A 15,372-nucleotide genomic window follows, 5' to 3' on the forward strand; every position below is an offset into this window, starting at 1 on the left:
AGCTATAGGGGTAGTACCGCGAGCGCGAGATCTTCCGCCGTCAGGCCCTTGCCGGCGCGTTGTCCTGCCTCTCCGTGCAGCCAGACGCCGGCGGCTGCGGCCTCGAAGGCCGGCAGGCCCTGGGCGAGCAATCCACCGATGATGCCGGCGAGCACGTCACCGGAACCGGCAGTGGCCAGCCAGGCGGGAGCGTTGGTATTGATCAGCGCGCGGCCGTCCGGCGCGGCGATGACGGTATCGGCGCCTTTGTAGACGATCGCGGCATTGGCGCGGCGGGCCGCGGTCAGGGCCTTATCCACCTTCCCCAGCCCAACGTCGCCGCCGATATCGGGAAAGAGCCGCGAAAATTCGCCCTCATGCGGCGTCAGCACCAGCCGCGGCTCACCTTGGAAAAGATCGAAAAGCTGCTGCGGATCGTCCTTGAACGAGGAAATGCCGTCGGCATCGAGCACGAGATGGAGCTCGGCAAGGGCCGAGACGAAAGCGCGCGCCCTGACGCCGATGCCGAAACCGGGGCCGAGAACGAAGGCCTGAAGCCGCTTGTCGGCGAGCCAGTCTTCGAGGTCGGCCTCGTCGTCGATTGCATGCAGCATGACGGCGGTGAGATGCGCAGCATTGGCAGCCAGCGCCGCGCGCGGCGCTGCGATCGTCACCAGGCCGGCACCCGCCTTCAGGCCCGAGGTCGCCGACATGCGCGCGGCCCCCGTCTTGTCGGCCTCGCCGGAGAAGACGACCAGATGGCCGCGTTTGTATTTGTGGGTTTCCAGTTGCTCGGAGGGCAGCACGGCTTTCCAGGCGTCCGGCCCGTTCTCGGCGACCGTGCCGGCTGCCTCGGCCCGGATGATGCGGGCGGGAATGCCGATATCGAAGACCTCCAACTCGCCGCAAAGCTCCCTGCCCGGCATCAGCAGATGGCCGGGCTTGCGGGTCATGAAGGTAATGGTGTTGCAGGCACGGAAGGCGGCCCCCAGCACCCGGCCGGTGCGGCCATCCAGGCCGGAGGGCAGATCGATGGCAAGCACGGAAAGACCGGCCTCGGCGACACGCTCGATCACCGTGCGGACATCGGCCGGCACCTCGCGGCCGAGCCCCGCACCGAACAGGCCGTCAATGACGACGTCGCCGCGTGCGGGACTATAGAGGTGGAGCTGTTCCCCCCGCAGCGTGCATCCGGCTTTCGCGCGGGCCGCATCGCCCTTCAGCCTGGCAGGATCGCCAAGATGGAAGAGCGCCACCTGAGCCCCGCTCTTCTGCAAATGCCTTGCCGCGACATAGGCGTCGCCGCCGTTATTGCCGGGGCCACAGAGGACGACGAAGCGCAAAGCTCCGGGATGAAGGCGCAGGGCGGCCGCCGCGGCCGCGGCACCTGCTCTTTCCATCAAGGCGAAGGAATCGATGCCGGAGGCGGCAGCGGCAGCGTCGACCGCAGCCATCTCGGCAGATGTCAAAAGAAGGTCGGACAGCTGGTGACTCATTGGCCTATTCAATCAAAAAACGCCTAAAAAACAACCGCCTGAAAGATCAAAGAAAAGAGCTCATTTTGTGCATTTGCCTATATTTTCATCTTTCCGAGGCGTAGTTGCGCGACTCCTTAAACATCTGTTTTTTTCGATTTTCGATATGATTTTGATCGAAGGACAGAGTTTTCCGGCTAATTTGCCACCAAATCGACATCCGAATCTCCGCAAATGCAGCGGTTTCGCCAAAATCCGCGAATTTTTTTAAGAAGATGGATTTCAAACTGGCACGATATCTGCATCATATCCGGCGAGCGGGAAAATTCCTGCCATAACGGGAGAAGCGGAGAGACATTTTCTCATGAAAAAGATCGAAGCGATCATTAAGCCTTTCAAGCTGGACGAAGTGAAGGAAGCTCTTCAGGAAGTCGGCCTGCAAGGTATCACGGTCACTGAGGCCAAGGGCTTCGGCCGTCAGAAGGGTCACACGGAACTTTATCGCGGAGCCGAATACGTCGTCGATTTCCTGCCGAAGGTGAAGGTCGAAGTCGTACTGGCCGACGAGAACGCGGAGGCCGTCATCGACGCGATCCGCAAGGCGGCGCAGACCGGCCGTATCGGCGACGGAAAAATCTTCGTTTCCAACATCGAAGAGGTTATCCGTATCCGCACCGGCGAGACCGGCATCGACGCCATCTGACCCACTTTGCCAAGCGCGCAAAGTTCGATACGGTCAGCGCAGCCATATATTGTCATCGTAAATCGGAGGAAGGTATTTAATGGCGACCGCAAGCGAAATTCTGAAGCAGATCAAGGAAAACGACGTGAAGTTCGTCGATCTGCGCTTCACCGACCCGAAGGGCAAGCTGCAGCATGTGACGATGGACGTTGTCTGCGTCGACGAGGACATGTTCGCTGACGGCGTGATGTTCGACGGCTCCTCGATCGGGGGCTGGAAGGCCATCAACGAGTCCGACATGGTGCTGATGCCCGACACCGAGACGGTGCATATGGACCCGTTCTTCGCTCAGTCGACCATGGTCATCGTCTGCGATATTCTCGATCCGGTTTCCGGCGAGGCTTATAACCGCGACCCGCGCGGCACCGCCAAGAAGGCCGAAGCCTATCTCAAGGCATCCGGCATCGGCGACACGATCTTCGTCGGCCCGGAAGCCGAATTCTTTGTCTTCGACGACGTCAAGTACAAGGCCGATCCCTACAATACCGGCTTCAAGCTCGATTCGACCGAGCTGCCGTCGAACGACGACACCGATTACGAAACCGGCAACCTCGGCCATCGCCCGCGCGTCAAGGGCGGCTATTTCCCGGTTCCGCCGGTCGACAGCGCCCAGGACATGCGTTCGGAAATGCTGACGGTTCTCTCCGAGATGGGCGTCGTCGTCGAAAAGCATCACCATGAAGTCGCCGCCGCCCAGCACGAACTCGGCATCAAGTTCGACACGCTGGTGCGCAACGCCGACAAGATGCAGATTTACAAATACGTCGTGCATCAGGTGGCCAATGCCTACGGCAAGACGGCGACCTTCATGCCGAAGCCGATCTTCGGCGACAACGGCTCGGGCATGCACGTGCACCAGTCGATCTGGAAGGGCGGCAAGCCGACCTTTGCCGGCGACGAATATGCCGGTCTTTCCGAGAGCTGCCTCTACTACATCGGCGGCATCATCAAGCATGCCAAGGCGATCAACGCCTTCACCAACCCGTCGACGAACTCCTACAAGCGTCTCGTCCCGGGCTATGAGGCACCAGTTCTGCTTGCCTATTCGGCCCGCAACCGCTCGGCCTCCTGCCGCATTCCGTTCGGCACCAATCCGAAGGCAAAGCGCGTCGAAGTCCGCTTCCCGGATCCGACCGCCAACCCCTATCTCGCCTTCGCCGCCATGCTGATGGCCGGCCTCGACGGCATCAAGAACAAGATCCATCCCGGCAAGGCCATGGACAAGGATCTCTATGACCTGCCGCCGAAGGAACTGAAGAAGATCCCGACCGTCTGCGGCTCGTTGCGCGAAGCGCTGGAAAGCCTCGACAAGGACCGCAAGTTCCTGACGGCCGGCGGCGTGTTCGACGACGACCAGATCGATGCCTTCATCGAGCTGAAGATGGCAGAGGTAATGCGTTTCGAAATGACGCCGCATCCTGTCGAATACGACATGTACTATTCGGCCTGATCGGCCTGAACACGGAAAGTCCCGGTCTCCGGGGCTTTCCCCTCCCAGGGTCATGGACGCCAGCAGGAGGATATGACGTTCATGTGACGCGCTTGCGCAAAAATCTTGATTTGCGCGGCACCAATCACCAAATTTGGTGATGAAAGGAAGTCGTACCATGAAAGAAAGAGTAGCAAAGTTCAGTATCGGCGAAGTGGTCCGGCACAAGGTTTTCCCGTTTCGCGGCGTCATCTTCGACGTTGATCCGGAGTTCGCGAATACGGAGGAATGGTGGAATTCCATTCCGGCCGAGGTGCGCCCGAGCAGAGACCAGCCCTTCTATCATCTGCTCGCCGAAAATGACGAAAGCGAATATGTCGCTTATGTCTCCGAGCAGAACCTGATGAACGACGAAAGCGGCACGCCGCTTCGCAACCCACAGATCTATCAGATTTTCGATCAGGCCCCGTCAGGGCAGTTCAAACCCAAGATGAGCTTCGCCCACTAGATCGGTTGATCGACCTCATAAACAAGGCCTCGCCTCTCCCAGCGAGGCCTTTCTTTTGCCTTTCGCCGAGAAAAGCCCCTCATCCGGCTGCCGCCACCTTCTCCCCGTAAACGGGGCGAAGGGGTATGCTGCAACCTCTCCCGTCCCTCGCCGACGTCCCGCGTGGCACGTCCCCTCGCCCCGTTTACGGGGGTCCGAAGGACGGGGCGAGACGAGTGGCTCGACCCCGGTCGGTTAGGGCGAGGGGCAGCCATCAGCGCGAAGCGGACAGCCACGGCGCAAAGCCGGGACCTATCAATAAAAAACCCGGCTTGAAGCCGGGTCTCCAATTCAATATGGCGGCAGGATTACTGCGCCTTGGCTGCCTTCTGGGCGTCTTCCAGCTTCTTGCGGGCTTCCTCGGCCTTCTTCTGCATGCCTTCCTGCAGGCTGCGCTGGCTTTCAGCGAGCTTCGATTCGGAAACCGGTTCGCCGTCATAAGCGCCGGTGAAGCCTTCGAGCGAAATCTTGATCGGGTTCGGGGCGCGGCGGAAATTGATCGAGGTGAAGATTACGTCGCTGCCCTTCTTGAGGCTGGCGATCATCGCGTCGGTCAGCGGAATTTCAGCGGTGCACTTGTCCGGCAGGCAGACGGCGTAGTCGAGCTTCTGGCCCTTGCCGCCGTCGATCTGCATGATGACACCCGGGGGGATCAGGCGAGCTGTCGGAACCGAGACCTGCAGGAGCTTGCGGTTGATCTTGCCGGAGACCGAGATCAGGCCAACAGCCGTGACGAGCTGGCCGCCATTGGCGAGGATCAGGTTCTGCACGACACAGATGTCGTTGTCTTCCTGCTTGCTGCAGGTTTTGTACCAGCCGAGCCTCGGCGCGCCGGCGGCCTGTGCCTGGCCATCGGCAGGAGCTGCCGCTTCCTGGGCGAAGGAGGAGACCGGAGCCGAAGCGGCGCCGAACATCACTGCCAGAACGGACAGCGCTGCCCGCATTTTCTTTTCAGACTTGAACATCATAACGAATTCCGTCTCCTGATATCCGTTCGGGGCAGCGACCTGCCGCCCCAACCATCGGGTCGTTCGGCACCCCACCTCATGGAAAAATGAGGCAAATGCATGACCCCGAAACTTCGGGTTCACCTGTTACATCGCAGCGTTCAAGATATCCAGCATTTCTTTGCCAATTCGAGCAGCTATTTCATCGCCGGTGCCAAAGAAATCGCGCCCGCGTGTTGGAATCGGTCGACCCCATGCTAATCTCCGGCGTGAATCGTGCCCATTTTCGCGGATTTCAAGGATTGCCGAATGCTCCGTATCGTCGTCCCTCTCGTCCTCTCGCTGCTCTGCGGCACCGTCGCCGCCGAACCGCTGCATGGCATTGCGATGCATGGCGCGCCGGCGCTGCCGCCTGATTACAAGCACTTCCCTTACGTCAATCCCGACGTCAAGAAGGGCGGCAAGATCACCTATGGCGTCGTCGGCACCTTCGACAGCCTCAACCCGTTCATCCTTAAGAGCATGCGCACGACGGCGCGCGGCATGTGGGATCCGGAATATGGCAATCTCGTCTACGAATCGCTGATGCAGCGCTCCAGGGACGAGCCCTTCACACTTTACGGCCTGCTTGCCGAAACCGTCGAGTGGGACGACGACAGGAGCTTCATTCAGTTCAACCTCAATCCGAAAGCGAAATGGGCCGATGGCCAGCCGATGACGCCGGAAGACGTGATGTTCACCTTCGATCTGCTGCGCGACAAGGGCCTCCCGCGTTATTCGAATCTGCTGAAAGCCGTCGCCAAGGTTGAGAAGGTCGGCGAGCACAGCGTGCGCTTGACTTTCAACGATCAAGCTACCCGTGAAACGCCGCTGATCTTGGGCCTTTTTCCGGTGCTGCCGAAACATGCGATCGATCCCGAAACCTTCGACCGAACATCGCTAACGCCACCTGTGGGGTCTGGTCCTTATAAGGTGAAGACGGTGAAGCCCGGTGAAAGCATTACCTATGAGCGCGACCCGAATTACTGGGGCAAGGACATTCCTGCCAAGGTCGGCACCGACAATTATGATCAGATCACAGTGCAATATTATCTGCAGGATACGACGCTTTTCGAAGCCTTCAAGAAGGGCGATGTAGACATTTACCCCGACGGCAATCCAGGCCATTGGGTCAATGCCTATAACTTCCCTGCCGCCACCTCGGGGGCCGTGGTCAAGGACGTGTTCACACCAAAACTGCCGAGCGGCATGCTCGGCTTCGTCTTCAACACACGCCGGCCGATCTTTGCCGATCCGAAGGTGCGTGAAGGCTTGTCGCTGGTGTTCGATTTCGAATGGGCGAACAAGAACCTCTATTCCGGCGCCTACAAGCGCACGCAGAGTTTCTGGCAGAATTCCGAGCTTTCGAGTTTCGGTGTTCCCGCCAATGCCGCGGAGCTTGCCCTGCTCGGACCAATCAAGAACAAAATCGCCCCCGACATTCTCGACGGCACCTATAAGCTGCCGGTGACGGATGGTTCCGGCCGCGACCGCAATGTGCTGAAGCAGGCGGTCGAGCGGTTGAAACAGGGCGGCTTTACGATCCAGGGCGGCAAGATGGTCGACGCATCGGGGCGCCAGCTCGCCTTCGAAATCATGACGCAGAATGCCGACCAGGAGAAGCTCGCTGTCGCTTACCAGCGTTCGCTGCAAGCAATCGGCATTACCGCTTCCATTCGCACAGTCGACGATTCGCAATATCAGAGCCGGACGAGCAGCCGTGACTATGACATGATCATCAAGTCCTATGTGTCTACGCTATCGCCTGGAATAGAGCAGGTCCGCCGCTGGTCTTCTGTTGAGCGCACACAGGAGGGTAACGACACCTTTGCCGGCGCTAACGATCCCGATCTCGACACGCTAATCGATCACTTGCTGAGGGCGCGTTCGGCGGACGATTTCACCGCGGCGGTGCGCGCCTACGACCGGCTGCTGCTATCGAGCCACTACGTGCTACCGCTCTATCATATCGACCAGCAATGGGTGGCGCGCAGCAAGCGTATCGGCCGTCCCGAGACGGTGCCGCTTTACGGCTATCAGTTGCCGGTTTGGTGGGATACAAGCGCCCAATAGAAGCGCCGAACGCCTCGACCCGATGTCTCCCTTCGGAGACGCACAGACATAAGGAAGATCATCATGGAGCGTATCACCATCGACGTCGTCTCGGATGTCGTCTGCCCCTGGTGTTATCTCGGCAAGGCGCGGCTGGAACTCGCCATCGCCGAGGTGCAGGACGAAATCGGCGTCGACATCAACTGGCGGCCGTACCGGCTCAATCCCGACTATCCCAAGAAAGGCGTCGACCAGAAGAAGGCGCTGGCTGAGAAGCTCGGCGGCGAGGAGCGGGTGGCGCAGGCCCACAAGATGCTCAGCGATTTGGGCCGCGAGGTCGGCATCGCCTTCGATTTCGAGGCGATCAAGATCGGCCCGAACACGCTCGATGCGCATCGGCTGATCCACTGGGCGATGATCGAAGGCCGCGAGAAGCAGGACAAGGCCGTTGCCGCGCTGTTCAAGGCGAATTTCGAGGAAGGCCGCAATGTCGGCGACCATGCGGTGCTGCTCGATATTGCCGAAAAGGCTGGCCTCGACCGCTCGGTCATCGCTTCACTGCTTGCCTCCGATGCCGATCGCGATCTGATCGTCGCCGAGATCAAGGCGGCGCAGGAGATGGGCGTCAACGGCGTGCCGTTTTTCATCTTCGACCAGCAATATGCTGTCAGCGGCGCCCAGACGCCCGACGTGCTGGCGAACGCGCTGCGCGACATCGCCAAGGCGAAGGCCGAGGCGCGATCGGGGCTCAACTAGCAAGCCCGACTGCCTTAGCTTCAGCCCAGCACAGGAATGCAGCGCACCTCGGTCTTTACCGAATTGGCGATGAAGCATTCGTTGTGCGCGCGATGATGCAGGGCTTCGAGCTCGCTCAGGGAGGGCTGCTTCTTGCCGGAAAAGACGACATGCGGCCTCAGCGTGACCAGGGTCATGGCAAGACGGCCCTCCGCATTCTTCTGCATGACGCCCTCAGCGGCATCGGTGTAGCTGTCAACGCAGAATCCCTGTTTGGCGGCAATCGACAGGAACCAGAGCATGTGGCAGCTGGAGAGCGAAGCGACGAAAGCCTCCTCGGGATCGACGGCATCCTCGGCGGAATAGGGTAGCGGAACGACATGTGAGGATGAGGATGCGCGCATCTCGATGCCGCCGTCGAAGGTCCAGCGATGGACACGGCTGTAGCGGTTGTCGGTGAAGGTTTCACCGTTCCGCTCCCAGGCGATCGTTGCACCGTATGTCGCCATCTCAGTCTCTCTCTATTTCGCCATCTCTGCCAGTTGCGTCATGATCACGGCTGCGCTCTGCAGGCGTTTTTCCGGGGTCGGCAGGTCGCGGGTCAGGAACAGGCTGTGGTCGGGGCGGATCTTCGCCATGGCGCCCTGCTTGCCGATATAGCCGACGAGATTCGCAGGGTTGGGGAATTCCTTATTGCGGAACTGCACGACGACGCCCTTCGGCCCGGCATCGAGCTTTTCGACATTGGCGGTGCGGCAGAGCGACTTGATGTAGACGATCTTCAGGAGATGCTGAACTTCGATCGGCATCGGCCCGAAGCGGTCGATCATCTCGGCGCCGAAGCCGTCGATCTCCTTGAGCTCGGTGATTTCGCCGAGACGGCGGTAAAGCGCCATGCGCAGATGCAGATCTGGCACGTAGTCCTCAGGAATCATCACCGTCGTGCCGACGGAGATTTGCGGCGACCAGCCGGTATCCCGGATCTCATCGACACCCTTGACCTCGGCGACCGCCTCTTCCAGCATCTGTTGGTAGAGTTCGAAACCAACCTCCTTGATGTGGCCCGACTGCTCTTCGCCGAGCAGGTTGCCGGCGCCGCGGATATCGAGGTCGTGGCTTGCCAGCTGGAAGCCGGCGCCGAGCGTGTCCAGCGACTGCAGCACCTTCAGCCGGCGGTCGGCCGTCGCCGTCAGCACCTTATTCACAGGCAGCGTAAAGAGCGCGAAAGCGCGCACCTTCGAGCGGCCGACGCGGCCGCGCAGCTGATAGAGCTGGGCAAGACCGAACATATCGGCACGGTGGACGATCAGCGTGTTGGCTGTCGGCACATCGAGGCCGGATTCGACGATGGTTGTGGACAACAGCACGTCGTAGCGGCCTTCATAGAAGGCGTTCATGATGTCTTCGAGTTCGCCGGCCGGCATCTGGCCATGGGCGACGGCGACCTTCAGCTCCGGCACGTCGGACTGCAGGAAGGCATGCACATCGGCGAGATCGGCCAGCCGCGGGCAGACATAGAAGCTCTGGCCGCCGCGATAGTGCTCGCGCATCAGCGTCTCGCGGATGACCAGGCTGTCGAAGGGCGAGATGAAGGTGCGCACCGCCATGCGATCGACCGGCGGCGTGGTGATCAGCGACAGTTCGCGCACCCCGGTCATGGCGAGCTGCAGCGTGCGCGGGATCGGCGTCGCCGACAGCGTCAGCACATGCACGTCGCTCTTCAGCTCCTTCAGCCGCTCCTTGTGCTTGACACCGAAATGCTGCTCCTCGTCGATGACGAGCAGGCCGAGATTGGCGAATTTGATGCCGGCGCCGAGCAGCGCATGCGTACCGACGACGATATCGGTCTTGCCTTCGGCGACTTCCTTCTTGGTCAGCGCCAGCTCCTTTGCGCCGACAAGACGGGAGGCTTGCTGGACGCGCACCGGCAGGCCGCGGAAACGCTCGGAAAAGGTCTTGAAATGCTGGCGGGCGAGCAAGGTCGTCGGCACGACGATGGCAACCTGGACGCCGTTCATCGCGGCGACGAAAGCGGCGCGCAGCGCCACTTCCGTCTTGCCGAAGCCGACATCGCCGCAGACGAGCCGGTCCATCGGCCGGCCGGCGCCGAGATCGGAGCGCACCGCGTCGATGGCGTTATCCTGGTCCTCGGTCTCATCATAGGGGAAGCGGGCGGCAAATTCGTCGTAGAGGCCGTCCGGCGTCGTCAGCATCGGGGCGTGGCGCGTCAGCCGCTCGGCCGCGATGCGGATCAGCGCATCGGCCATGTCAAGCAGGCGCTTCTTCAGCTTGGCCTTGCGCATCTGCCAGGCGCCGCCGCCGAGCTTGTCGAGCTGGGCCTCGGTGCCCTCGCCGCCGTAACGCGAGAGAAGATCGATGTTTTCGACCGGCAGGAAGAGTTTGGCCTCGTCGGCATATTGCAGTTCGAGGCAGGCATGCGGGGCGCCTGCCGCCTCGATGGTCCTCAGCCCGATGAAGCGGCCGATGCCGTGTTCGGCGTGGACGACGATCGAGCCTTCATCGAGCCCGGCGACTTCGGCAATAAAATCGGCGGCGCGTTTGCGGCGTTTGGAGCGGCGCACCATGCGGTCGCCGAGGATATCCTGCTCGCCGATGACGACGAGATCGCCCGCCTCGAAACCGGATTCGAGATTGAGCACGGCGGCTGCCGCCTCGCCTTTGCCCAGCGCGCCGACATCTTTCAGCGCCTCGACCGGCTTCACCTTTTCCAGGCCGTGTTCGTTCAGCACCTGCAGCAGGCGCTCCAGCGAGCCTTCCGTCCAGGCGGTGACCAGCACTTTCGCTCCGCCGGCGCGGCGGTCGGCGATATGCTTGACGACGACGTCGAAAATATTGACGCGTTCGGCGTCACCGCCGCCTTCGGCATTCGAGCGGGCCCAGCGCTGGCCCTGGCGGGCCTCGATGTTGACGACCCGCCTCGCCTCACCCTCGATCTCGTTGAAGGGGCTGATGCGGATCGCGCCGAGCGCGTCGAGGGTTTTGACAAAAAGCTTGCTGTCGAGATAGAGCTGGCCCGGCGTTACCGGCTTATAGGGCGTGCCCTGCGCCATCTGGCCCTTGGCCGGCTGGCCGGAATTCAGGCGGGCGTCGTAATAATCGAGGACGAGCTTGGAGCGCTCCTCCGCCGCCTCCCGCACCGTATGGTCGGTGACAAGGCGGAAGCCGCTGAGATAATCGAAGACCGTATCGAGCTTCTCGTAGAAGAGCGGCAGCCAATGCTCCATTCCGGGATAACGGCGGCCTTCGGAGACGGCGAGATAGAGCGCGTCATCGCGCGTCGTCGCGCCGAACGCCGAGAGATAATTCTTGCGGAAGCGGCTGATCGTATCGGGCGTCAGCGTCACCTCGCTCATCGGGTTGAGATCGAGGGAGCGCACCTGGCCGGTCGTGCGCTGGCTCGCCGGATCGAAGCTGCGGATCGACTCCAGCGTATCGCCGAAGAAATCGAGACGGACCGGCTCTTCCGAACCCGGCACGAAGACGTCGAGAATGCCGCCGCGCACGGCATATTCGCCGACCTCGCGAACGGTCGCAACACTGTCGAAGCCGTTGCGCTCCAGGCGGCCGGCGAGATCGTCCATGCGCAGCTGGTTGCCGGGACGGGCCGAAAAGCTCAGGCTTTCAATGACATCCTGCGGCGCCACCTTCTGCAGCATGGCATTGGCGGTGACGAGCACGATGGCCGCATGCGGCTTTTTGCGGTGGGCGATGAGGCCGCCGAGTGCGGCAAGCCGGCGGGCGGAAGTATCGGCGCTCGGCGAGACGCGGTCATAGGGCAGGCAGTCCCAGGCCGGCAGGGTGAGAACCGGAATGTCGGGGGCGACGAAGCCCAGCATCTGCTCGAGATCGGCCATGCGGTGGCCGTCGGACATGACATAGGCGACCGGCTCTCCCGTGCGGGCGAGTTCGGCGAGCAGCAGCGGTTCGAGGCCGGCAGGCACATTGCCGATCGTCAGCGGCTCGGCAATGGCCGCAAGCTTCTTCGCATCGAAACCAGGGATCATTCCGGAGTCCTGAGGGGCTTGTCGAAATCGGGCGTATAGGCGGCAAGGCGGGCAAACATCGGTGTCTGGAAACGCTCCGGCACCGGCCAGGTTCCCATGATCCAGCGGACCAGGTCGTTATCCTCTTCGGCCATGATCGTCTCGAACTCGTCGAGCTCTGCGTCCGAAAGCTTCGCGATCTCGGCTTCGGCGAACTGGCCGAAGACCAGATCCATCTCGCGGATGCCGCGATGCCAGCAGCGGAAAAGGATCCGGCGGCGGCGCGGGTCGAGACCGGCACTCGTGAGCGTGACACCTGTCATGGCATTACCTTCCTGTTGATGCGCCTCTATAGACCCTGGAAAGCGGCTTGTCAGCCTTGCCAAGGCCGCATTGTTCATCGCATTTTGGCCGCATGCGCCCCGCCATTCTCGATCCTTTGTTTTCTCCCATTTCGGGCCTTCCGGGCGTCGGCCCGAAGATCGCCGAACTGCTGGTGAAGCTGCTCGGCCGCGAGACGCCGGAGGATTGCCGGGTCATCGATCTCCTCTTCCATGCGCCCTTTTCGTTGATCGACCGGCGCAACCAGCCGGGCATCGCCCGCGCGCCGCAGGGTGCGATCGTGACGATCACCGCCCGCGTCGACCGCCACCAGGTGCCGCCGCGCGGCAAGAGCAATGTGCCCTACCGCGTCTTCCTGCATGACGAGACCGGCGAATTGACGCTGGTCTTCTTCCGCGGCCAGGCGGCCTGGCTGGAAAAGCAGCTGCCGATCGATGCCGAGGTGACGGTCAGCGGCAAGGTCGACTGGTTCAACGGCCGCGCCTCGATGGTGCATCCCGACTATATCGTCAAAGCTGACGAGGCGGAGAACCTACCGCTGGTCGAGCCGATCTATCCGCTGACGGCAGGGCTCTCGCCGAAGACATTGCGCAAGATCATCGATGCCGCCCTGCCGCGGTTTCCCGAGCTGCCGGAATGGATCGACTTGGCGCTGGCGCAGAAGCAGGGCCTGCCGTCCATCCGCGACAGTTTTCATATGCTGCACGAGCCGCGCGACCCCGCCGATATCGACCCGCAGGCCCCAGCGCGGCGGCGGCTTGCCTATGACGAGTTCCTCGCCGGCCAGCTTTCGCTGAGCCTGGTGCGCCAGAGGCTGCGCAAAGTGGCCGGCCAGCCGGTGCAGGCGACGGGAGACATCAGCGGCAAGATCCTGAAGTCCCTGCCCTTCTCGCCCACATCAAGCCAGAACGGGGCGATCGCCGAGGTTCTGAAGGACATGGCCGGCACCGAGCGCATGCTGCGGCTGCTGCAGGGCGATGTCGGCTCCGGCAAGACGCTGGTGGCGCTGATGGCGATGGCGGCGGTGATCGAGAGCGGCGGCCAGGCGGTGCTGATGGCGCCGACCGAAATCCTGGCGCGCCAGCACCACGCGACGATCTCGAAATTCGCCGCCTCATCAGGACTCGGCATCGAGGTGCTGACCGGGCGCACCAAGGGGCGCGAGCGAGAGGAGATGCTCGAACGCATCGCCTCGGGTGCAGCACAGATCATCATCGGCACGCATGCGCTGTTCCAGGACAGCGTCGCTTACGCCAAGCTGATGCTGGCCGTCGTCGACGAGCAGCATCGTTTCGGCGTGCACCAGCGCCTGAGGCTGACCGCCAAGGGCATTTCGCCGCACATGCTGGTGATGACGGCGACGCCGATCCCGCGCACCCTGGTGCTCGCCGCCTTCGGCGACATGGACGTTTCCAAGCTCACCGAGAAACCGGCCGGCCGCAAGCCGATCCAGACGATCACCGTGCCGATGGAGCGGACCGGCGAAATCGTCGGGCGGCTGCAATGCGCGCTTGCCGAGGGCAAGAAGGCCTACTGGATCTGCCCGCTGGTCGAAGAATCCGAAGAGCTCGACCTGATGTCGGCCGAGGAGCGGCATGCGACACTGGTCTCCGCCCTCGGCCCCGATATCGGCCTCATCCACGGCCGCATGAGCGGGCCGGAGAAGGATGCGGCGATGATGGCCTTCAAGACCGGCGAGACCCGGCTTCTCGTCGCCACGACAGTCGTCGAAGTCGGCGTCGACGTGCCGGATGCGACGATCATGGTGATCGAACATGCCGAACGCTTCGGTCTGGCGCAACTGCATCAGCTGCGCGGCCGGGTCGGGCGCGGCGATGAGGCTTCGACCTGCATCCTGCTCTATAAGGGTCCGCTCGGCGAAACCGGCCATTCCCGGCTTTCGATCATGCGAGAGACGGAGGACGGTTTTCGCATCGCCGAAGAGGACCTGAAGCTGCGCGGCGAAGGCGAATTGCTCGGCACAAGGCAATCCGGCACACCGGGATTCCGCATTGCCAGCCTCGAGGCGCATGCCGATCTGCTCGAGATCGCCCGCAAGGATGCGGCCTATCTGATCGAGCGCGATCCGGAACTGACCAGCGAAAGAGGACAGGCGATCCGCACCCTGCTCTATCTCTTCCGCCGCGACGAGGCGATCCGGTTCCTCAGAGCAGGATAAAGCGCGCCACACGCGCCATGCATGTTGTTATCCCAAAATCGCTAAACACTTTTGGGCGACATGCATCATTCAGCCTTGGAAACGGCCACCGGCTTCGGCCGCGGCAAATGCTTCGGCTTCGGCTCGGACTGAGGGATTTCAGGAGCCACGAGCCCGCCTGAGATCAGGAACTTGGCGGCATCTTCCGGCGACATGTCGAGCAGCACAATCTTCTCGCGCGGTACGAAGACAAGGAAACCGGCGGTCGGCACCGGCGTCGGCGGCAGGAAGACCGCAACCATATCCTGGCCCATGGCGTTGAACTTCGAAGCGATCTCGCCCTTGGCGTCGGTGGCCACGAAAACCAGCGCCCAGAGACCGGGACTGGGATATTCAATGAGGCCGACTTTCTTGAAGGAGTTCGACTGCTCCTTCAGCACCGTTTCGAAAATCTGCTTCACGCTTCTGTAGATCGTGCGCACCAGCGGCATGCGCTGGACGACCGATTCGCCGAAACCGACGATGCTCTGGCCGATCAGGTTCTTGCCGAGAAAACCGACAACGGTGATCAGCACGACGGCCGTCAGCAGGCCGAAACCGGGAATGGCGAAATTGAGATAGCTTTCCGGATTCCAGCGCGCCGGAATATAAGGCCTGACCCAGCTGTCCGACCAGTGGATGAAGGTCCAGGTCAACCAGATGGTAATGGCGATCGGCGCGCAGATGATCAGGCCTGCGAGAAAATTATTTCTCAGCCGGGTCGCGACCGGCATTCTGGGGGTGTTGTCGGTCATCTCTCCTGATGAGCTCCATCTCGGTCCTGGACAGGCCGGAACGCCGGCCTTCCCCCTTGTCCGCCGACCAAAATTGCCAGAATTCGGGGCGTCGCACAATATGTTTCGGCGCGAAGATCGGGTCGTCGC

General features: G+C 61.9%; 12 protein-coding genes. 6 read left to right on the forward strand and 6 right to left on the reverse strand.

Annotation, left to right across the window (positions count from 1 at the left end; genetic code table 11):
* Positions 1-2 precede the first annotated feature (2 nt).
* On the reverse strand, positions 3-1,475 hold the full coding sequence (locus QMO80_RS02395; RefSeq protein WP_283198744.1) for an NAD(P)H-hydrate dehydratase: 1,473 nt from the start codon (positions 1,473-1,475) through the stop codon (positions 3-5).
* A gap of 343 nt (positions 1,476-1,818) precedes the next feature.
* On the opposite strand from QMO80_RS02395, the gene QMO80_RS02400 reads away from it, so the two are divergent.
* From QMO80_RS02400 to hspQ, 3 genes are all read left to right on the forward strand, one after another.
* Positions 1,819-2,157: a P-II family nitrogen regulator gene (locus tag QMO80_RS02400; RefSeq protein WP_003579240.1), complete on the forward strand. Its 339-nt coding sequence runs from the start codon at positions 1,819-1,821 to the stop codon at positions 2,155-2,157.
* Between the two features lie 79 nt (positions 2,158-2,236).
* Positions 2,237-3,646, forward strand: a complete 1,410-nt coding sequence (glnA, locus tag QMO80_RS02405; RefSeq protein WP_003559365.1) for a type I glutamate--ammonia ligase — start codon at positions 2,237-2,239, stop codon at positions 3,644-3,646.
* Between the two features lie 157 nt (positions 3,647-3,803).
* Positions 3,804-4,133, forward strand: a complete 330-nt coding sequence (gene hspQ, locus QMO80_RS02410) for a heat shock protein HspQ (protein WP_003539613.1) — start codon at positions 3,804-3,806, stop codon at positions 4,131-4,133.
* Positions 4,134-4,480: 347 nt separating this feature from the next.
* On the opposite strand, the gene QMO80_RS02415 is transcribed toward hspQ, so the two are convergent.
* A complete protein-coding gene (locus QMO80_RS02415; protein WP_283198745.1) occupies positions 4,481-5,140 on the reverse strand; it encodes an invasion associated locus B family protein in 660 nt (219 codons plus the stop codon).
* A gap of 288 nt (positions 5,141-5,428) precedes the next feature.
* Between QMO80_RS02415 and QMO80_RS02420 the strand changes: the two genes are divergently transcribed.
* Together QMO80_RS02420 and QMO80_RS02425 are read left to right on the forward strand one after the other, a co-directional pair.
* Positions 5,429-7,231, forward strand: coding sequence for an extracellular solute-binding protein (locus QMO80_RS02420; protein ID WP_283198746.1), 1,803 nt, complete (start codon positions 5,429-5,431; stop codon positions 7,229-7,231).
* A gap of 63 nt (positions 7,232-7,294) precedes the next feature.
* Positions 7,295-7,966: a DsbA family oxidoreductase gene (locus QMO80_RS02425; protein ID WP_283198747.1), complete on the forward strand. Its 672-nt coding sequence runs from the start codon at positions 7,295-7,297 to the stop codon at positions 7,964-7,966.
* A 20-nt stretch (positions 7,967-7,986) separates the two neighbouring features.
* Here QMO80_RS02425 and QMO80_RS02430 read toward each other — a convergent pair whose 3' ends face one another.
* The 3 genes from QMO80_RS02430 to QMO80_RS02440 are packed head-to-tail and all read right to left on the reverse strand — an operon-like array spanning position 7,987 to position 12,272.
* Positions 7,987-8,454, reverse strand: coding sequence for an OsmC family protein (locus QMO80_RS02430; protein ID WP_283198748.1), 468 nt, complete (start codon positions 8,452-8,454; stop codon positions 7,987-7,989).
* 12 nt (positions 8,455-8,466) lie between these two features.
* Positions 8,467-11,970 (reverse strand): transcription-repair coupling factor, encoded by a 3,504-nt coding sequence (gene mfd / locus QMO80_RS02435; protein WP_283198749.1) that lies wholly within the window; start codon positions 11,968-11,970, stop codon positions 8,467-8,469.
* Positions 11,967-12,272, reverse strand: coding sequence for a succinate dehydrogenase assembly factor 2 (locus tag QMO80_RS02440; RefSeq protein WP_283198750.1), 306 nt, complete (start codon positions 12,270-12,272; stop codon positions 11,967-11,969). Before QMO80_RS02440 ends, mfd begins: the two co-directional genes overlap by 4 nt.
* Before the next feature lie 92 nt (positions 12,273-12,364).
* On the opposite strand from QMO80_RS02440, the gene recG reads away from it, so the two are divergent.
* Positions 12,365-14,470: an ATP-dependent DNA helicase RecG gene (gene recG, locus QMO80_RS02445; RefSeq protein WP_283198751.1), complete on the forward strand. Its 2,106-nt coding sequence runs from the start codon at positions 12,365-12,367 to the stop codon at positions 14,468-14,470.
* Positions 14,471-14,535: 65 nt separating this feature from the next.
* Here recG and QMO80_RS02450 read toward each other — a convergent pair whose 3' ends face one another.
* Positions 14,536-15,243, reverse strand: a complete 708-nt coding sequence (locus tag QMO80_RS02450) for a DUF502 domain-containing protein (protein WP_184465995.1) — start codon at positions 15,241-15,243, stop codon at positions 14,536-14,538.
* Positions 15,244-15,372 lie beyond the last annotated feature (129 nt).

This window comes from Rhizobium sp. BT03, assembly GCF_030053155.1.
Classification (GTDB): Bacteria; Pseudomonadota; Alphaproteobacteria; order Rhizobiales; family Rhizobiaceae; genus Rhizobium.

Bases quoted from the DNA above. Each gene is read 5' to 3' on its own strand.
- QMO80_RS02395 (WP_283198744.1), bottom strand. From the start codon at position 1,475: ATGAGTCACCAGCTGTCCGACCTTCTTTTGACATCTGCCGAGATGGCT.
- QMO80_RS02400 (WP_003579240.1), top strand. From the start codon at position 1,819: ATGAAAAAGATCGAAGCGATCATTAAGCCTTTCAAGCTGGACGAAGTG.
- glnA (WP_003559365.1), top strand. From the start codon at position 2,237: ATGGCGACCGCAAGCGAAATTCTGAAGCAGATCAAGGAAAACGACGTG.
- hspQ (WP_003539613.1), top strand. From the start codon at position 3,804: ATGAAAGAAAGAGTAGCAAAGTTCAGTATCGGCGAAGTGGTCCGGCAC.
- QMO80_RS02415 (WP_283198745.1), bottom strand. From the start codon at position 5,140: ATGATGTTCAAGTCTGAAAAGAAAATGCGGGCAGCGCTGTCCGTTCTG.
- QMO80_RS02420 (WP_283198746.1), top strand. From the start codon at position 5,429: ATGCTCCGTATCGTCGTCCCTCTCGTCCTCTCGCTGCTCTGCGGCACC.
- QMO80_RS02425 (WP_283198747.1), top strand. From the start codon at position 7,295: ATGGAGCGTATCACCATCGACGTCGTCTCGGATGTCGTCTGCCCCTGG.
- QMO80_RS02430 (WP_283198748.1), bottom strand. From the start codon at position 8,454: ATGGCGACATACGGTGCAACGATCGCCTGGGAGCGGAACGGTGAAACC.
- mfd (WP_283198749.1), bottom strand. From the start codon at position 11,970: ATGATCCCTGGTTTCGATGCGAAGAAGCTTGCGGCCATTGCCGAGCCG.
- QMO80_RS02440 (WP_283198750.1), bottom strand. From the start codon at position 12,272: ATGACAGGTGTCACGCTCACGAGTGCCGGTCTCGACCCGCGCCGCCGC.
- recG (WP_283198751.1), top strand. From the start codon at position 12,365: ATGCGCCCCGCCATTCTCGATCCTTTGTTTTCTCCCATTTCGGGCCTT.
- QMO80_RS02450 (WP_184465995.1), bottom strand. From the start codon at position 15,243: ATGACCGACAACACCCCCAGAATGCCGGTCGCGACCCGGCTGAGAAAT.